Annotated in this window: 19 protein-coding genes; 9 read left to right on the top strand and 10 right to left on the bottom strand. The window is 62.5% G+C overall.

Annotation, left to right across the window (positions count from 1 at the left end):
- Positions 1 to 10: 10 nt before the first annotated feature.
- On the bottom strand, positions 11 to 571 hold the full coding sequence (gene folK, locus I3253_RS18855; RefSeq protein ID WP_197919371.1) for a 2-amino-4-hydroxy-6-hydroxymethyldihydropteridine diphosphokinase: 561 nt from the start codon (positions 569 to 571) through the stop codon (positions 11 to 13).
- A gap of 154 nt (positions 572 to 725) precedes the next feature.
- Between folK and I3253_RS18850 the strand changes: the two genes are divergently transcribed.
- The 4 genes from I3253_RS18850 (at position 726) to rnhA (ending at position 3474) form a co-directional block, all read left to right on the top strand.
- Positions 726 to 1301, top strand: a complete 576-nt coding sequence (locus tag I3253_RS18850; protein WP_197919370.1) for a LabA-like NYN domain-containing protein — start codon at positions 726 to 728, stop codon at positions 1299 to 1301.
- A gap of 175 nt (positions 1302 to 1476) precedes the next feature.
- Positions 1477 to 2436, top strand: a complete 960-nt coding sequence (ispH, locus tag I3253_RS18845; protein WP_197919369.1) for a 4-hydroxy-3-methylbut-2-enyl diphosphate reductase — start codon at positions 1477 to 1479, stop codon at positions 2434 to 2436.
- Positions 2433 to 3020 (top strand): class I SAM-dependent DNA methyltransferase, encoded by a 588-nt coding sequence (locus tag I3253_RS18840; protein WP_197919368.1) that lies wholly within the window; start codon positions 2433 to 2435, stop codon positions 3018 to 3020. The genes ispH and I3253_RS18840 overlap by 4 nt, the downstream gene beginning before the upstream one ends.
- The gene (gene rnhA, locus I3253_RS18835) at positions 3013 to 3474 is read left to right on the top strand and encodes a ribonuclease HI (RefSeq protein WP_197919367.1); all 462 of its coding nucleotides are present in this window, start codon (positions 3013 to 3015) and stop codon (positions 3472 to 3474) included. Before I3253_RS18840 ends, rnhA begins: the two co-directional genes overlap by 8 nt.
- 116 nt (positions 3475 to 3590) lie before the next feature.
- On the opposite strand, the gene I3253_RS18830 is transcribed toward rnhA, so the two are convergent.
- The 7 genes from I3253_RS18830 to def (I3253_RS18800) all read right to left on the bottom strand — a co-directional run bounded on the left by I3253_RS18830 (position 3591) and on the right by def (I3253_RS18800) (position 8250).
- The gene (locus I3253_RS18830; RefSeq protein WP_197919366.1) at positions 3591 to 4352 is read right to left on the bottom strand and encodes a class I SAM-dependent methyltransferase; all 762 of its coding nucleotides are present in this window, start codon (positions 4350 to 4352) and stop codon (positions 3591 to 3593) included.
- Between the two features lie 35 nt (positions 4353 to 4387).
- Positions 4388 to 5398, bottom strand: coding sequence for a glycosyltransferase family 2 protein (locus tag I3253_RS18825; RefSeq protein ID WP_197919365.1), 1011 nt, complete (start codon positions 5396 to 5398; stop codon positions 4388 to 4390).
- Between the two features lie 129 nt (positions 5399 to 5527).
- On the bottom strand, positions 5528 to 5764 hold the full coding sequence (locus tag I3253_RS18820) for a hypothetical protein (protein ID WP_197919364.1): 237 nt from the start codon (positions 5762 to 5764) through the stop codon (positions 5528 to 5530).
- Between the two features lie 9 nt (positions 5765 to 5773).
- Positions 5774 to 6679 carry a methionyl-tRNA formyltransferase gene (gene fmt, locus I3253_RS18815; RefSeq protein ID WP_197919363.1) on the bottom strand — a complete coding sequence of 302 codons (906 nt, stop codon included), beginning with the start codon at positions 6677 to 6679 and terminating at the stop codon, positions 5774 to 5776.
- Positions 6680 to 6758: 79 nt separating this feature from the next.
- A complete protein-coding gene (gene def, locus I3253_RS18810) occupies positions 6759 to 7253 on the bottom strand; it encodes a peptide deformylase (protein ID WP_197919362.1) in 495 nt (164 codons plus the stop codon).
- On the bottom strand, positions 7250 to 7741 hold the full coding sequence (def, locus tag I3253_RS18805; protein ID WP_197919361.1) for a peptide deformylase: 492 nt from the start codon (positions 7739 to 7741) through the stop codon (positions 7250 to 7252). Before def (I3253_RS18805) ends, def (I3253_RS18810) begins: the two co-directional genes overlap by 4 nt.
- The gene (def, locus tag I3253_RS18800) at positions 7738 to 8250 is read right to left on the bottom strand and encodes a peptide deformylase (protein ID WP_197919360.1); all 513 of its coding nucleotides are present in this window, start codon (positions 8248 to 8250) and stop codon (positions 7738 to 7740) included. The genes def (I3253_RS18805) and def (I3253_RS18800) overlap by 4 nt, the downstream gene beginning before the upstream one ends.
- Before the next feature lie 115 nt (positions 8251 to 8365).
- Here def (I3253_RS18800) and I3253_RS18795 point away from each other — a divergent pair, with 115 nt between their 5' ends.
- The gene (locus I3253_RS18795; RefSeq protein WP_197919359.1) at positions 8366 to 9544 is read left to right on the top strand and encodes a MalY/PatB family protein; all 1179 of its coding nucleotides are present in this window, start codon (positions 8366 to 8368) and stop codon (positions 9542 to 9544) included.
- 120 nt (positions 9545 to 9664) lie between these two features.
- Here I3253_RS18795 and I3253_RS18790 read toward each other — a convergent pair whose 3' ends face one another.
- Positions 9665 to 10015, bottom strand: coding sequence for a hypothetical protein (locus tag I3253_RS18790; RefSeq protein WP_197919358.1), 351 nt, complete (start codon positions 10013 to 10015; stop codon positions 9665 to 9667).
- A gap of 168 nt (positions 10016 to 10183) precedes the next feature.
- Between I3253_RS18790 and I3253_RS18785 the strand changes: the two genes are divergently transcribed.
- On the top strand, positions 10184 to 11158 hold the full coding sequence (locus I3253_RS18785; RefSeq protein WP_197919357.1) for a glutathione S-transferase family protein: 975 nt from the start codon (positions 10184 to 10186) through the stop codon (positions 11156 to 11158).
- Between the two features lie 6 nt (positions 11159 to 11164).
- Here the strand turns inward: I3253_RS18785 and I3253_RS18780 are convergent, their stop codons facing one another.
- Positions 11165 to 11536 carry a DNA-binding transcriptional response regulator gene (locus I3253_RS18780; protein ID WP_197919356.1) on the bottom strand — a complete coding sequence of 124 codons (372 nt, stop codon included), beginning with the start codon at positions 11534 to 11536 and terminating at the stop codon, positions 11165 to 11167.
- A gap of 169 nt (positions 11537 to 11705) precedes the next feature.
- Between I3253_RS18780 and cobD the strand changes: the two genes are divergently transcribed.
- The 3 genes from cobD to I3253_RS18765 are packed head-to-tail and all read left to right on the top strand — an operon-like array spanning position 11706 to position 14803.
- Positions 11706 to 12668, top strand: a complete 963-nt coding sequence (gene cobD, locus I3253_RS18775; RefSeq protein ID WP_197919355.1) for a threonine-phosphate decarboxylase CobD — start codon at positions 11706 to 11708, stop codon at positions 12666 to 12668.
- On the top strand, positions 12665 to 13573 hold the full coding sequence (gene cbiB, locus I3253_RS18770; protein ID WP_197919354.1) for an adenosylcobinamide-phosphate synthase CbiB: 909 nt from the start codon (positions 12665 to 12667) through the stop codon (positions 13571 to 13573). The genes cobD and cbiB overlap by 4 nt, the downstream gene beginning before the upstream one ends.
- 60 nt (positions 13574 to 13633) lie before the next feature.
- A complete protein-coding gene (locus tag I3253_RS18765) occupies positions 13634 to 14803 on the top strand; it encodes a lytic murein transglycosylase (protein WP_197919353.1) in 1170 nt (389 codons plus the stop codon).
- Positions 14804 to 14886: the final 83 nt, after the last annotated feature.

Here is a 14886-nt window from a genome sequence, read left to right as displayed (position 1 = left end):
ACAAGCAGATTTACAGAGGCTTCAGGGCCGCCCGGTCACTTTCTGGCAGGGCGGAATACATTTCCGCCACGCTGTGTCCGAGAACCGGGTGGCGCCACTGGCCGGCGATGTCGCACAGCGGGCCAAGCACAAAGGCACGATCCTGCAAGCGGGGATGCGGAAGAATCAGGTCTGACGGGGCGTTTTGCGCCTGCGCCCGGGGCGGCAACTCCCGCCAGGCGCGCTGGATGCCGGCATCGGGCAGCACGCGGTCGCCGCAGGCGATCAGGTCCAGGTCCAGCGTGCGCATGCCCCAACGCTGCACCCGCGCGCGGCCAAACGCGGCCTCGATTGCGTGCAGCCGGTCCAGCACCTGGCCCGGCGACAGCGTTGTCACAAAGCTGGCGGCCGCGTTGACATAGTCGGGTCCGGCCCCGGCCGGAAAGCAGGGAGTGGCAAAGAATCGACTCACCGCGCAAAGCCGGATTTCGCCCGAATTCAGCGCCGCGAGCGCGGCGGCAAGGGTTTGTGCCGGGGGTCCTGCGACGGAAGGAAGGTTGCCGCCCAGCGCTAACAGGCCAAGTTCATTCACTTTTTGTTAACCTTTTGTCACGTAGCCTTGCAAAATCACGCGCGATCTCTTGAAGGTGCGCGGAATTTCATTACCCTATATGACCTGTTGCGCCTGCAATATTTACACTCACGGGACTTCTCAAGGCGCAGCAGAGTCAGAAAGGACATTATTGATGTTTTATAAAGACGAACGGCTTGCGCTGTTCATTGACGGGTCGAATCTGTATGCAGCGGCCAAGTCGCTGGGATTCGATATCGACTATAAACTGCTCCGACAAGAGTTCATGCGGCGCGGCAAACTGCTTCGGGCCTTCTACTATACGGCGCTATTGGAGAATGACGAGTATTCTCCGATCCGCCCGCTGGTGGACTGGCTGCATTACAACGGCTTTACCATGGTGACCAAGCCGGCCAAGGAGTACACAGACTCCCAGGGCCGCCGCAAGGTCAAGGGGAACATGGATATCGAGCTGGCTGTGGATGCGATGGAGCTGGCGCCGCGCGTGGATCATATCGTGCTGTTTTCCGGAGATGGGGATTTCCGGCCGCTGGTGGAAAGCCTGCAACGGCAAGGCGTGCGTGTTTCGGTGGTGTCAACCATCCGCAGCCAGCCGCCCATGATCTCGGACGAGCTGCGCCGCCAGGCCGACAACTTTATCGAGCTGGACGGATTGCGCGAAGTGATCGGACGGCCCCCGCGCGAACCGATGCCTGACCGCGACCGCGAAGTCGAGTACAGCGACAAATAGGATCAACCGGGGCCATGCGCCCCGGTTTTTCCTTACCCCGCCCCGCGTTTCGGGCGCGCAGGAAAATTCGAATTTTCCTGGCAAAATTCTTTGAAGAATTTTCGCCACTCGCGCGGATGGCTGGACCGCGCGCGCGCAACGGCTTACCAATGCGGCAAACGCGAATGAGGCCAACATGACCAAGCCCCCCCTGACCATTCATCTGGCCGCCCCGCGCGGTTTCTGCGCCGGAGTGGACCGGGCCATCAAGATCGTCGAAATGGCGCTGCAAAAATGGGGCGCGCCTGTCTATGTGCGCCACGAAATTGTACATAACAAGTTCGTGGTGGATGGCCTGCGGGCCAAGGGCGCTGTCTTTGTCGAGGAACTGGACGACTGCCCGGACGACCGTCCGGTGATCTTTTCGGCCCATGGGGTTGCCAAAACCGTGCCCGCCGAAGCCGCAAGGCGTGAGATGATCTATGTCGATGCCACCTGTCCGCTGGTATCGAAGGTGCATATCGAGGCCGAGCGCCATTCCGAAAACGGTCTTCAGATCGTCATGATCGGCCATGCGGGCCACCCCGAAACCATTGGCACGATGGGGCAATTGCCCGAAGGCGAAGTGTTGCTGGTGGAAACCGAAGAGGATGTGAACAGGATCACGGTGCGCGACCCTGACAAGCTGGCCTTTGTCACCCAGACCACGCTGTCGGTGGACGACACGATCGGCATTGTCGCCGCCTTGCAGGCCCGTTTTCCCAATATTGTCGGCCCGCACAAGGAAGATATCTGTTACGCCACCACCAACCGGCAGGAAGCCGTGAAGGCGATTGCGCCCGGGGTGGATGCGATCCTTGTGGTGGGGGCGCCGAATTCCTCCAACTCGCGCCGCCTGGTCGAGGTGGGCGCCAAGAATGGCTGTGCCTACAGCCAATTGGTGCAGCGCGCCGCCGAGATCGACTGGCGCGCCCTGGACGGCGTGCGATCCGTGGGCATCACCGCCGGAGCCAGCGCGCCCGAAGTGTTGGTGAACGAGGTAATCGACGCCTTTCGCGACCGGTTCGACGTGACGGTGGAGCAGGTGGAAACCGCCGTCGAGCGGGTGAATTTCAAAGTGCCCCGCGTGTTGCGCGATATCGAGATGGAGGCATGAGCGACACCGAAACCCTGAACGTCTATGCGCGCAAGCACAGGGATTATGCCGCGCTACCGGTCACAAAAGACCACCAGGACGCGCTGGACATGTTCTGCGCGGCACTGCCCCCCGGCGCCCATGTGTTCGATCTGGGTTGCGGCCCCGGATTGCACGCGGTGGAGTTGCAAAGGCGTGGGTTTCACGTCACCGCGCTGGACGCCACGCCGGAATTTGTCGACGCGGCGAGGGAAAACGGGATCGATGCGCGCCTTGGCACGTTTGGCGATCTCACCGAGGCAGATGCTTATGACGGCGTGTTCGCCAGCTTTTCCCTGCTGCACGTCCCCAGGGCCGCGTTTCCGCGCCATTTGCGCGCGATCAAACGCGCCCTGCGCGACGGCGGTTGCCTGTTTCTTGGCCTGAAGCTGGGAACCGGCGAGGCGCGCGACGGGCTGGGCCGGTTCTATGCCTACTACTCGGAAACCGAACTGCGCGATCACCTTGAAGAAGCGGGGTTTTCGTTGTTGCAAGCCGTGACCGGAGAGGGCATGGGACTGTCTGGAAATGTGGACGCTTTTATCCTGATGACTGCCCGTGCCTGATCTTTTTGCCTATACTGACGGTGCCTGTTCCGGCAATCCCGGCCCCGGCGGCTGGGGCGTGCTGATGCGCGCGATGCAGGACGGCGCGGTTCTGAAGGAGCGCACGCTTTCGGGCGGCGATGCCGAGACCACCAACAACCGTATGGAGCTGATGGCCGCGATCATGGCGCTGGAAACGCTGGAGCGGCCCAGCAGGATCACGGTTGTGACCGACAGCGCCTATGTGAAGGACGGGATCACCAAGTGGATCCACGGCTGGAAGCGCAACGGCTGGAAAAAGAAGGGCGGGTTGAAGAATGTCGAGCTGTGGCAACGGCTTGACGCTGCACAGGCCCGCCATGACGTGACCTGGGAATGGGTCAAGGGCCATGCCGGGCACCCGGAGAACGAGCGCGCCGACGAGCTGGCCCGCGCGGGCATGGCGCCGTTCAAACCCGGCGCCACGCAAGCCTGAAGCCGCCCGCTTTATCCCTGAGACAGGGACAAGGCGGACCACCGCGCAAGATATCAGTGGTTCGCGCGCTGCGCCAAAATCCGGTGTGTCAGGTTATTGGCGGAACGCTTTGAAGATCACTCGGCGGCGATCCCGGCGCTGTCATTCCAGCGCTTCTGATAATCGGTCTGATAAACCTTGTCGCTGCCGTCCCCGGCCCCTTCCAGCGGTTTGCGCACCGCATAGGTCAGGATCACCGGGCCTTCGGGCAGCTTGCCCTGAAGGCGCGGGCGCACGCCGGTCCTGTTGGGGTTGGACGTGGTCACGACGCGATTGGCGAACATCGGCAGCATGGGCTGCAAGGCGCATTGCAACACGTCATAGCCCAGCGTTTTCTCCCAGAACCCATACACCATTTCCGGCGTGATCTGGTAAAAACCGTGGTTGATCCAGTTGTTGGAGGGCGAATGGCCGATCAGCACGCCGCCCGGTTTCAGCATTTTGTGAATGTTGCGATAGGCGGTGGGCAGGTCAAAGACATGCTCGCAGGTGCCCCCGTCATAGACCACGTCGAACCGGCCTGTCAGATCGTCGGGCAGTTCTCCGGCCAGATCCTGCACGATTGATGCGTCCTCGAAATCGGACACGTCCATGCTGTCGATCTTGTCAAAGCCAATCTTGCGAAAAAACGTTTCGCAGAAATGATCGTCGGCGTTCTTGAGATCGTTCTCGGTCAGCCCCGGAAAATGACGTTCAAGCGTGGTATCGAACAGCGCCGCCGAGCGTTTGCGCCGTTTGCCGATCCAGCGCTGGCGCCCCAGCATGACGATATTGCCGCCAAGATTGTACTCGCACACCACGTCCATGATGCGCGCGGCAAGAGTGTCAGATATGGCCATGTCAGGCTCCAGTAAGGTGAAAGATATCAGGCCGATCAGGCGGCCAGATCCAACTCGGTGCGCTGCTCCAGCTTGGCAAGGAATGTCTTTGCCATGGGCTGGCGCCGCGCCTTGAGCGCCCGATCCCGTGCCCAGTCAAACGCCGCCACGTGATGTTTGGCCAGCGCGGCATCGCGCAACAAGAGATCCTTGACCTTGAGCGCCCGGTTGAAGCTGTTGGCCAGCGCCTCGTCCTCGACATCGTTGTGGTCGAATTTCAGCCAGTATTTCAGATCGATCTTGCCCTTGACGTGATTGGCCCGGCCGCGGCGCTGTTTGTTGAGGAAGGAATCCATCGACCGCAGCGCGTAGTGATTGAGCTGTGCCACCTCATAGCCATAGCCCGTGTTCACATGCAGCGCGCCCTTGATCTGGCGCGCGTCAAACCGGGTGCCGTCGGGTGTGATCCAGTTGATGGGCCCCGCGTTCTGTTCGATGAAGGGGCGGTGCACGCCCATGCGGTTGAACATGGTGCGGTCATTGCGGAACAGGGTCTTGAAGAAGCGGTGCTCGCCCTCGCGTCCCTGGGCGGGTTGCGTGCGGGTGAATTGCATCGGCACCGGCGTGTCGGTAATGTCCTGCACCCCGGCATTGCCAAAGATGCGCCACACCAGCGAAATGGCATCCACGCCGGGAAAGCTGTCGATCAGCGCCTTGAACGTACCGTCGCCCACGTTGATTTGCAGGTACTCGTCCACATCCACGACCAGGATCCAGTCGGCCTCGCGCACGGCGGCCTCGTGTTCGCCCCACATCAGCGCGCTTTTGTGCGGGCCGCGCCGCATCACGCGGTTGAACCGGTGATGCACTTCGCCCATGCGGTTGAGGTTACGCAGGATCAGGTCTGTCTGGTCGCTGCAATCATTTGTAAATACGACGATATCCGTCGCCCCCAGCGCCCGGTAATGCGCCACCCAGTCGAGGATATAGGCCCCCTCGTCCTTCATGGTGGTCACAACGGTCACTTTCGGCGCGGCTGTATCGCCTCCGAATCCGAAGAAAGCCACTGCTCTGCTGCCTCATATATAGGGTGCGGCTCGTTCAGGCGGCCGCGTTTATGAATGGAATCTTAACGCGAGGCGGCGGCAGACGTCTACAATTTTTCGATTTTTGTTCAGACTGTGCCCTGTTGGACTCTATCTGCGCCAGTGGGTTGGCACGATGATCAGCGCCCCGACCGAGCTGATGATGGCGTTCAGCCCCGGGCTGCCGAACCCGATCTGGAACATGCGGCTGACCATGTAGAACAGGAATGCGCCTCCGACACAGATGATGATCGATGGGATATAGCCATTGCGGGTGAACCCCGTGCGCTCGGAGGCGTACCCGATGATTCCGGCGATGATCACCGTGCCGAAAAAGGTAAAGAACATGCGCCTCTCCTAAAACTGGCGGCCCTTATCAAGTGGAAAGCCGCGCAAGAATGTCCGGGCATCCTGCGCGCCCTTGCCCGCCCGTTGCAAGCGCAGAAGCTGTATCGCGCCGCGCCCACAGGCCACGGTCAGCGTATCATCCAGCAATGTACCGGGGTTGCCGGCGCCCGTCGCCAGCCGCGAGGCCAGCAGCTTGACACGCTGCCCGTCGATCTCGGTCCAGGCGCCGGGAAAGGGGGACAGGCCGCGGATTTTGCGGTCAACCTCTTCGGCGGGTGCGACCCAGTCGATGCGGGCCTCGGATTTGTCGATCTTGTGGGCATAGGTCACGCCCTCTTCGGGCTGCGGCATGGGCGTCAGGGTGTCCAGGCTGTCCAGCGCCCTGACAATCAGGGCCGCACCCATGCCCGAAAGGCGGTCATGCAGGCTGGCTGTGGTCTCCTCGGCCCGAATGGGCGTCGTCGACCGGAGCAGAACCGGCCCGGTATCCAGCCCGGCCTCCATCTGCATGATACAGATGCCGGTTTGCGCATCCCCGGCCATGATCGCCCGGTGAATTGGCGCCGCGCCGCGCCAGCGTGGCAGCAGGCTGGCATGGATATTGAGGCAACCATGCGCAGGTGCGTCCAGAACCGGCTGTGGCAGGATCAGCCCATAGGCCACCACCACGGCGACATCCGTCCGCAAAGCGGCAAATTCGGCCTGTTCTGCGGCGCCTTTCAGAGAAACCGGGTGACGCACCATCAGCCCCAGTTCCGCCGCGCGGGCATGGACGGGCGTGGGACGGTCCTTCTTGCCGCGCCCGGCAGGGCGGGGGGGCTGACAATAGACGGCGGCGATGTCGTGGCCCGCCTCTACCAGTGCATCGAGAACAGGAACCGAAAACTCCGGCGTGCCCATGAATACGATCCGCATTGTCTGTGCCCTTCCCTCTCAACCGGCGCAAAGAAATTTCAAAATTTCCTTGGCAAAATTCTTCGAAGAATTTTGTACCCTACCGCAGCTTGCGTGCTTTCCTGATCAGCATGTCGCGTTTCACCTTGCTCAGGTGGTCGAAATACATCCTGCCGTTGATATGATCGATCTGGTGTTGCACCGACGTGGCCCACAGCCCGACAAAATCCTTTTCGGCGATCTCTCCGTTTTCATTCATGTAGCGCACTGTCACCGCGCGGGGCCGTTCGATCCGGGCCGAAACGCCGGGCAGATTCGGGCTGGCCTCTTCATGGGCGCGCAGCTGAACGCTGGCATGCAGGATCTGGGGATTGGCCATCCGCACCACCTGACCGCGCTCCTGGCTGGCATCCACCACCACCAGCCGCAGCATGACACCGATCTGGTTGGCCCCCATGCCCACACCGGGCATCGCTTCCATCGTGTCGATCAGATCCTGCCAGACCTGCCGCACCTCGTCGGTGATCGCCTCCACCGCTGCGGCGGCTGTGCGCAGGCGCTTGTCGGGCCAGGGCACGCAGCGGCGCATTGTCATGGCGTGACGTAACCGGCCAGCATCGCGGCGCGGTCCTCAGGGCCCAGGTGATCCGGTGTCACCCGTCCGTCAAGATGATCGATCTCGTGCTGGATGCAGCGCGCCTCGAACCCGTCGAAATCACGCATGTGCATATCGCCGCGCGCATCGCGCCACGCCAGCGTAATCGCCACGGGCCGCTCGACCGGCACCATCAGCCCCGGAAGCGACAGGCAACCTTCTTCCTCCACCCGGGTTCGCGACTCACGGACCGTGATCACCGGATCCAGAAAGGCCTCGGGGGTGGGATCGCCCTGTTTCCAGCCGGCATCCATCACGAAAAGGCGACGCATCACCCCGATCTGGGGCGCCGCAAGGCCTCGCCCCCCGGCGCCATACATCGTGTCGAACATATCGCGCACCAGCTGTTCGAAATCCTCTTCGCCCACGGGGGTGCAGACCTGCGACAGCCGGTCGTCGGGCCAGATCACGATCGGCAGAACGCTCATCCGCGGGCCAGTTCGCGTTTGAATTTCTGTGACCGGCGCGTCATCATCTGCCGTTTCATCGGGCCCAGATAGTCAATGAACAGTTTGCCATTCAGGTGGTCGATCTCGTGCTGGACACAGGTGGCCCACAGACCGTCGAAATCCTGTTCTTGCGGGTTGCCGTGCATGTCGATCCAGCCCACGCGCACCTCGGCGGGGCGCGTTACTTCGGCGAATTGCTCGGGGATCGACAGACAGCCTTCTTCGTAGGTATTCAGGTCATCCGACAGGGACAGCACCTCGGGGTTGAACATCACCGTCGGCTGTGGCGCGCCTTCCTTGATGCAATCCAGCACGATCAGCCGCTCCAGAACACCCACCTGCGGCGCGGCCAGCCCGATGCCGGGGGCATCATACATGGTCGCCAGCATGTCCTGGGCCAGGGCGCGGCGTTCGTCGCTCAGGTCGTCGACGGCTTCGCAGACCTTTTTCAGGCGGGGATCGGGGTGGATGAGAATAGGCTTGATCATGCGCATCATCTAGGACATGCGCGCGAGCGGTGCAACGGGGTTGCGCCCGGCGGCGATCCGGCTAACGTGCGGGCCGGACCGCGGACCTTTGGACAGGATTGACGGAGTTTTTGCCATGGAGTTCGATTTTGACACGGTGATTGACCGGCGCGGCACGCATGCCAGCAAATGGGACAAGCTGGAGCGGCTTTATGGTCTTGCCGGGGACGATGCGCTGGGCATGTGGACGGCGGATTCCGATTACCCCACGGCGCCCTGCGTGATCGAAACCGTGCGCCGGGCGGCCGATCACGGAGTCTTTGGCTATTCCTGGGACCATCCCGCCTATCTGGCCGCCATCCGCTGGTGGATGCAATTCCGCCACGATTGGGAAATTGATACCGACTGGATCCTTACATCGCAGGGGCTGGGCCATGCGATTGCCTGTTGTGTGACCACCTGGGCCAAGCCTGGCGAAGGGGTGGTGATTTTCAGCCCCGTCTATCACGAATTCGCGCTCAAGGTGAACAAGGCCGGGCGCCGGGTGGTGGAATGCCCACTGGTGCGGGAGGGCGACAGCTATGCGCTGGATCTGGACGATGCGCAGAGCCGTTTGCGGGGCGACGAAAAGGTGCTGCTGTGGTGTTCGCCGCAGAACCCGTCAGGCCGCATCTGGACGCCGCAGGAACTGTGTGCCGTGGCTGAATTTGCAGAACGCAACGGGCTGATCCTGGTATCGGACGAGGTGCATCACGATCTGGTCTATCCCGGCAACAGGTTTGTGCCGATGGATGTTGCGGCGCCTGATTTCCGACATAGTACGGTCACGCTGACTGCGGCTTCCAAGACCTTCAACATCGCCGGGCAGCGCACCGGCAACATGATCATCCCGGACACCACGTTGCGCGCGGACATGAAGCAGACCCTGCGCAAGATGGATTACTCGCCCGGCGCCCTGGCGATCGACATGATCACGGCGGCCTATTCGCCGGATGGCGCGCGGTGGGTGGATGCGCAGATTGCCCATCTGGAGGGAAACCGGGCTGTATTTGACGCCGCGATGAACGCCATTCCCGGGGTCTGGTCGATGCCGTTGCAGTCCACCTATCTTGCCTGGGTGGATTTTTCCGGCACAGGTATGGCGCATGACGAGATCGAGCGCCGCTTTCGCGAGGAAGCGCGGATTGCCGTGTCGCCGGGGCCGGGATTTGGGGCTGGTGGTGAAACATTTCAGCGCATCAATCTGGCAACCCAGCGCGCCCGCGTGATCGACGCGGCCGAGCGGCTGACGCGGGCGTTTTCGGACCTTCAGTGAGCGGTTTGGGGGGGCTCCCGCCGCTTTTCAGCGCAGCAAAGCTGCGCCTGAAAGCGTTGGGCGTGGCGCGCCTTTGGCGCGCTTTTCGAGTATTTTCGGAACAATGAAAGGCAGTACGGCTCAGCTCTCGGTGATCAATCCGGCCGGGACGAATTCCCCCTGATCGAAATCCACCGGCGCACGGTCGGTGGCGGGGGTGGCGCGTTTGAATTCGTACTGCATCTCGTCGCCCTCTGCCGCGGAGGCCACGATCAGGCATTGCAGGAAATGCCGGCCACCATCGTAAAGGTCCACCAGGCCGCGCAGATGTGGCGCGTCTTCGATGTCCAGCGTGAACCCGTCTTCGCGGAACCGGAGCACGCGAAAGCTGCGCCCGTCTGCCTCGACGCGCAGCTTGTTGCGCCGTTTGAGATCTTTCTTGCGGGCGGCGTCCAGTCCGGCCTGGATTTCCGGTGTGATATAGGTCGACATGCGCGTTCTCCATCCTTGCGCAAAGGGTCGGGCCTTGGCCGGATTCGGTCAAGTCGGGTTTCGCACCTTTGGCGCGATGTGCGCAGGCGCGCAACACATTTGCGCCGGAGGGTGTTTCCCGCAGGCAGGCATCGCCTTAGGTAGAGGGCGGGTCAATGGAGGATCAAGATGGGACATCTGCTGGACGGCGTTTGGGTCAATGCCCCGCTGGATACCGCGACATCGGGAGGCAAGTTCATCCGCTCGGCGGCGCAGTTTCGAAACTGGATCACGCGTGATGGGGCGCCCGGCCCCAGTGGCGTTGGCGGGTTCAAGGCTGAAAGCGGGCGCTATCATCTGTATGTCAGCTATGCCTGCCCCTGGGCGCATCGCACGCTGATCTTTCGCACGCTCAAGGGGCTGACGCCGCATATCGGCGTATCGGTGGTTCATCCCGACATGTTGGACGATGGTTGGCATTTCGACACAGATTTCCCCGGCGCCTCCGGCGACCAGTTGTTCGCCAGCGTTCATGCCCACCAGATCTATTGCCGTGCCGACCCCGGCTATTCGGGCCGTGTTTCCGTTCCGATCCTGTGGGACACGGCGCGGGACACCATTGTTTCGAACGAAAGTGCCGAGATCATCCGTATGTTCAACAGCGCCTTTGACGGGATCACCGGGAATACCAACGATTTCTGGCCCGCCGCTTTGCGCGACGAGATCGAGGCGGTGAACGAACGTGTTTATCACACGCTGAACAACGGCGTGTACAAGAGCGGCTTTGCCGGTACACAGGCCGCCTATGACGAGGCGGTCTATCCGGTGTTCGAGACGCTGGACTGGCTGGAGCAGCGCCTGGCGTCCCGCCGCTACCTGATGGGTGACAGGCTGACCGAGGCAGACTGGCGCCTGTTCACGACGCTGATCCGGTTTGACCCGGTTTATCATCTGCATTTCAAGTGCAACCGCCGCCGGATCGTGGATTATCCCAACCTTTGGGCCTATACGCGCGAATTGTTCCAGATGCCGGGGATCGCGGAAACGGTCAAGCTGGATCACATCGTGCGGCACTATCATTACAGCCACGAGAGCATCAATCCCAACCGGATTCTGCCAATCAACCCGGTGCTGGATTACGACGCCCCCCATGGCCGGGGCTGAACGCGGTCAGGAGGCCGCGCGGGGCGCGCCGTAATGCTCGACCATGGCGGCCAGATCCTCTGGCGGCGTGGCGGTGGGTACAAAGGCGCGTGCGTTGCTGCACAGGTTGAAGATCGACCCGTCCGAGAAAAACGCCGTGTCGGTGACAAAGATCACCTGTAAATCGGGATGCCGGTAGCTGGCATAATCCGAAAGGGCCAGCGCGGCGCCATCGCGCAGCACAAGGTCAAGCACCATCACGTCATAGCCACCCTCCTGCAAGGCCCGCATCGCGCCTTCCTGAGATGTCACAAGATCGGTCTCGACCCCAAGGCGCCACAAATGACGTTGCCAGAGACCACCCAGATCGGCCTGGCTTTCCACAATCAAGGCGCGCATTCACTCCCCCTGCCGCATCCGGCATTTGTTGCGCCAATTCAACTGTCATCGTAGGTGGCGCAATTGTCCTAACGAAAGGTTAATGGCTGGTTAACGGTTGGTGGACCGGCGGTGTCTTGCCGAATCCCGTGTTTTCCGATTGAACCACGCGAGACCCCGGAGACAGACCATGACCGATTTGCCCCTGCCCGCGCCCCAAGCCGCGCCCCGTGACCACGGCGGAGGACTCGACGCGGCCATGGCGCGTTGGGGCGGGGCGCGGCGCGATTGGCTGGATCTGTCCACCGGGATCAACCCGGTGGCTTATCCGCTGCCCGAAATCGCACCATCCGCCTGGGCCGACCTGCCCGACATTGCCGCGCAAGAGGCGCTGACAGAAGCCGCGCGCAGCTTCTGGAATGTGCCTGACGGCGCGGGCATACTTGCAGCGCCCGGCGCCTCAGCCCTGATCGCGCGTCTTCCGGCGCTGGCCGCACCGGGCGCTGTGGACATCCCGTCACCGACCTATAACGAACATGCCGCCGCCTTTGCGGCGCATGGCTGGCATCTGTCCGACGACGCCCCGAAGGCGCGTGTTCTGGTGCATCCCAACAACCCCACGGGGCGGTTGTGGTCGGCGCATGACCTGAACGCGCCGCTGACGATTATCGACGAGAGTTTTTGCGATATCTGCCCGGAGCAGAGCCTTGTCGCCCACGCGGCGAGACCGGGACGCATCGTTCTCAAGAGTTTTGGCAAGTTCTGGGGATTGGCCGGCCTGCGGCTTGGTTTTGCCATTGGCGAACCAGCCCTGATCGACCGGCTGCAAGCGCTGACCGGGCCATGGGCGGTGTCTGGTCCCGCCCTGTGGATCGGGGCCGCCGCGCTGCGCGACGCGGGCTGGGCGGCGCAAACCCGCGCCCGGCTGAGCGACGATGCTGCCCGGCTTGATGCGCTGCTGAGCCATGCCGGAGCGCGTACAATCGGTGGCACAACCCTGTTCCGTCTGTACGAGGTGGACAACGCCCCAGCATGGCAAGACCGCCTGGCGCGACACCATGTCTGGAGCCGCATCTTCCCGTATTCAAACAGCTTTTTGCGCCTGGGCCTGCCCGCCCCAGCGCGCTGGCAACAGCTGGAGGCCGCGCTGTGAGCACCGCAGGAATTCTTGCCCTCGCGCTGGTTCTGGACGCCATTCTGGGCGAGCCCGACTGGATCTGGAAGCGCCTGCCTCACCCTGCGGTGATGATGGGGCGGCTGATCGGATGGGCCGAGGCTGGGCTGAACACAGGTCGCGCGCGGCGGATTTTGGGCGTGTTGCTGATGCTGGCATTGGTGCTGGGCATGTGGGCTTTGGGGGTTTTGATCGCGGCGCCTGGCTGGCTGCCGGAAATGCTGGTGGTGGCCATCCTGCTGGCGCACCGGTCGCTGATCGATCATGTGCGCGCGGTGGGCGAGGCCCTGCGCCTATCGACAGGCGACGGGCGGCGCGCCGTGGCCCGTATCGTCAGCCGCGACACCGCCACGATGGATCCGGCGGCCGTCACCCGCTCTGCCATCGAAAGCGCAGCCGAGAATTTCAGCGATGGGGTGATCGCGCCCGCCTTCTGGTACCTGCTGGGCGGCCTGCCTGGCCTGTTGATCTACAAGGCCGTGAACACCGCCGACAGCATGATCGGTTATCGCAGCGAACGGTTCGCCGCCTTTGGTTGGGCGGCCGCGCGGCTGGATGACCTGCTGAACTGGATCCCCGCCCGGCTGACCGCCCTGTTGATCGCCGCCACGCATCACGGGCTGGCGGACTGGCGGGACATTCGCGCCGATGCCGGTCTGCACCGCTCTCCAAATGCCGGCTGGCCCGAAGCCGCCATGGCCCGCGCGCTGAACGTGGCTATCGCGGGACCGCGCGCCTATGATGGCGTGCAACGCGATTTTCCCTATGTCAACGCAGCGGGCCGCAAGGCGCCCGGCCCGGACGACATCGATGCCGCCTGCACCGCGCTGTGGCGGGGTTGGGCCATTTTCCTTGCACTCGTGATCCTGATTGGACTGTTCTGACGGTTGCCCCCTTCTCGCTTCCTGTTAACCTCTGTTCAGAATTCTTTAAGAGGTTGATCCATGCGCATCGTTTCCTTTCTGGCCGCTTTTGCCCTGTCCGCAGGGCCGGCCCTGGCCCAAACCCCTTGTGGCGGCTCATTTGGCGGTTTTGTCAACGAGCTCAAGAACGAGGCCATGGCCAAGGGCCATTCCCGGACAAGCGTCGATCGCTTCTTTTCCAGCGTGCGCCAGGATCCCAAGACGCTCAAGGCGGACCGCTCGCAAGGCGTGTTCCAGATGCCCTTTCTTGATTTCTCGCAGCGCCTGATTAGCCAGAACCGGATCGACACGGGCCGCAAGAAAGCCCGCCAATATGCCGGCACCTTCGACCGGATCGAGCGCCAGTACGGCGTATCGCGGGGTGTGCTTCTGGCATTCTGGGCGTTCGAAACCGATTACGGCGCGTTTCAGGGCAATTTCAACACGCTGAACTCGCTGGTGACGCTGGCGCATGACTGCCGCCGCCCCGCCCTGTTCCGCCCGCAGGTCTTCGCCGCGCTGGAACTTTACGAGATGGGCAATTTCAACCCCGCCACCACCACCGGCGCCTGGGCCGGAGAGATCGGCATGGTTCAGATGCTGCCTGCCGACATCATTGAAAACGGCGTGGACGGGGATGGCGACGGCAAAGTCAGCCTGAAAACCTCGCCCCAGGACGCGCTGATGTCGGGTGGCAGGATGCTGGCAAGCCTGGGCTGGCGCAAGAACGAACCGTGGCTGCAAGAAGTCAGCGTGCCGCAGAATCTGGACTGGTCGAAATCCGGGCTGGATACGCAGATGAACGCCCGCGATTGGGAACGGCTTGGAGTCAAACCGCGCCAGGGACAACTGGCGAACCTGCCCGCCTCGCTGCTGCTGCCGCAAGGGCGCAAGGGCCCGGCCTTCCTCGCCTATCCGAACTTCAGGGTGTATTTCGAATGGAACAAAAGCTTCGTCTACGTGACCACGGCAGCCTATTTCGCCACCCGCCTGGAAGGCGGGCCGCGCTATGATGCAGGCAATCCCGATCCGGCGCTCAGCTCAAGCCAGATGAAACAGCTCCAGACCAGGCTCAAGGCGCGCGGACACGACGTGGGCAAGGTGGATGGTATCCTGGGCAAGCTGACCCGCGCCGCCGTTCAAAAAGAACAGGTTCGGCTGGGCCTTCCGGCAGACGCCTGGCCCACGACCGAATTGTTGAAGAGGCTGTAGATCAGGCTAGGGTCAGGACCCATTAATCCTGCACCACTGGCGCCAAATCCACGAAATATCGGGGGTTTGGCGCGCGCCGGACA

Source organism: Thiosulfatihalobacter marinus (assembly GCF_016019955.1).
GTDB classification, from domain to species: domain Bacteria; phylum Pseudomonadota; class Alphaproteobacteria; order Rhodobacterales; family Rhodobacteraceae; genus Shimia; species Shimia marinus_A.
This window is presented reverse-complemented; position numbering and strand designations above follow the sequence as displayed.

What these genes read in the sequence shown, in the direction of transcription:
- def (WP_197919360.1), bottom strand. Translation starts at nt 8,250, where the DNA reads ATGATCAAGCCTATTCTCATCCACCCCGATCCCCGCCTGAAAAAGGTC.
- I3253_RS18820 (WP_197919364.1), bottom strand. Translation starts at nt 5,764, where the DNA reads ATGTTCTTTACCTTTTTCGGCACGGTGATCATCGCCGGAATCATCGGG.
- I3253_RS18850 (WP_197919370.1), top strand. Translation starts at nt 726, where the DNA reads ATGTTTTATAAAGACGAACGGCTTGCGCTGTTCATTGACGGGTCGAAT.
- ispH (WP_197919369.1), top strand. Translation starts at nt 1,477, where the DNA reads ATGACCAAGCCCCCCCTGACCATTCATCTGGCCGCCCCGCGCGGTTTC.
- I3253_RS18795 (WP_197919359.1), top strand. Translation starts at nt 8,366, where the DNA reads ATGGAGTTCGATTTTGACACGGTGATTGACCGGCGCGGCACGCATGCC.
- I3253_RS18785 (WP_197919357.1), top strand. Translation starts at nt 10,184, where the DNA reads ATGGGACATCTGCTGGACGGCGTTTGGGTCAATGCCCCGCTGGATACC.
- I3253_RS18840 (WP_197919368.1), top strand. Translation starts at nt 2,433, where the DNA reads ATGAGCGACACCGAAACCCTGAACGTCTATGCGCGCAAGCACAGGGAT.
- def (WP_197919361.1), bottom strand. Translation starts at nt 7,741, where the DNA reads ATGAGCGTTCTGCCGATCGTGATCTGGCCCGACGACCGGCTGTCGCAG.
- I3253_RS18790 (WP_197919358.1), bottom strand. Translation starts at nt 10,015, where the DNA reads ATGTCGACCTATATCACACCGGAAATCCAGGCCGGACTGGACGCCGCC.
- I3253_RS18765 (WP_197919353.1), top strand. Translation starts at nt 13,634, where the DNA reads ATGCGCATCGTTTCCTTTCTGGCCGCTTTTGCCCTGTCCGCAGGGCCG.
- I3253_RS18780 (WP_197919356.1), bottom strand. Translation starts at nt 11,536, where the DNA reads ATGCGCGCCTTGATTGTGGAAAGCCAGGCCGATCTGGGTGGTCTCTGG.
- fmt (WP_197919363.1), bottom strand. Translation starts at nt 6,679, where the DNA reads ATGCGGATCGTATTCATGGGCACGCCGGAGTTTTCGGTTCCTGTTCTC.
- def (WP_197919362.1), bottom strand. Translation starts at nt 7,253, where the DNA reads ATGACAATGCGCCGCTGCGTGCCCTGGCCCGACAAGCGCCTGCGCACA.
- I3253_RS18830 (WP_197919366.1), bottom strand. Translation starts at nt 4,352, where the DNA reads ATGGCCATATCTGACACTCTTGCCGCGCGCATCATGGACGTGGTGTGC.
- cobD (WP_197919355.1), top strand. Translation starts at nt 11,706, where the DNA reads ATGACCGATTTGCCCCTGCCCGCGCCCCAAGCCGCGCCCCGTGACCAC.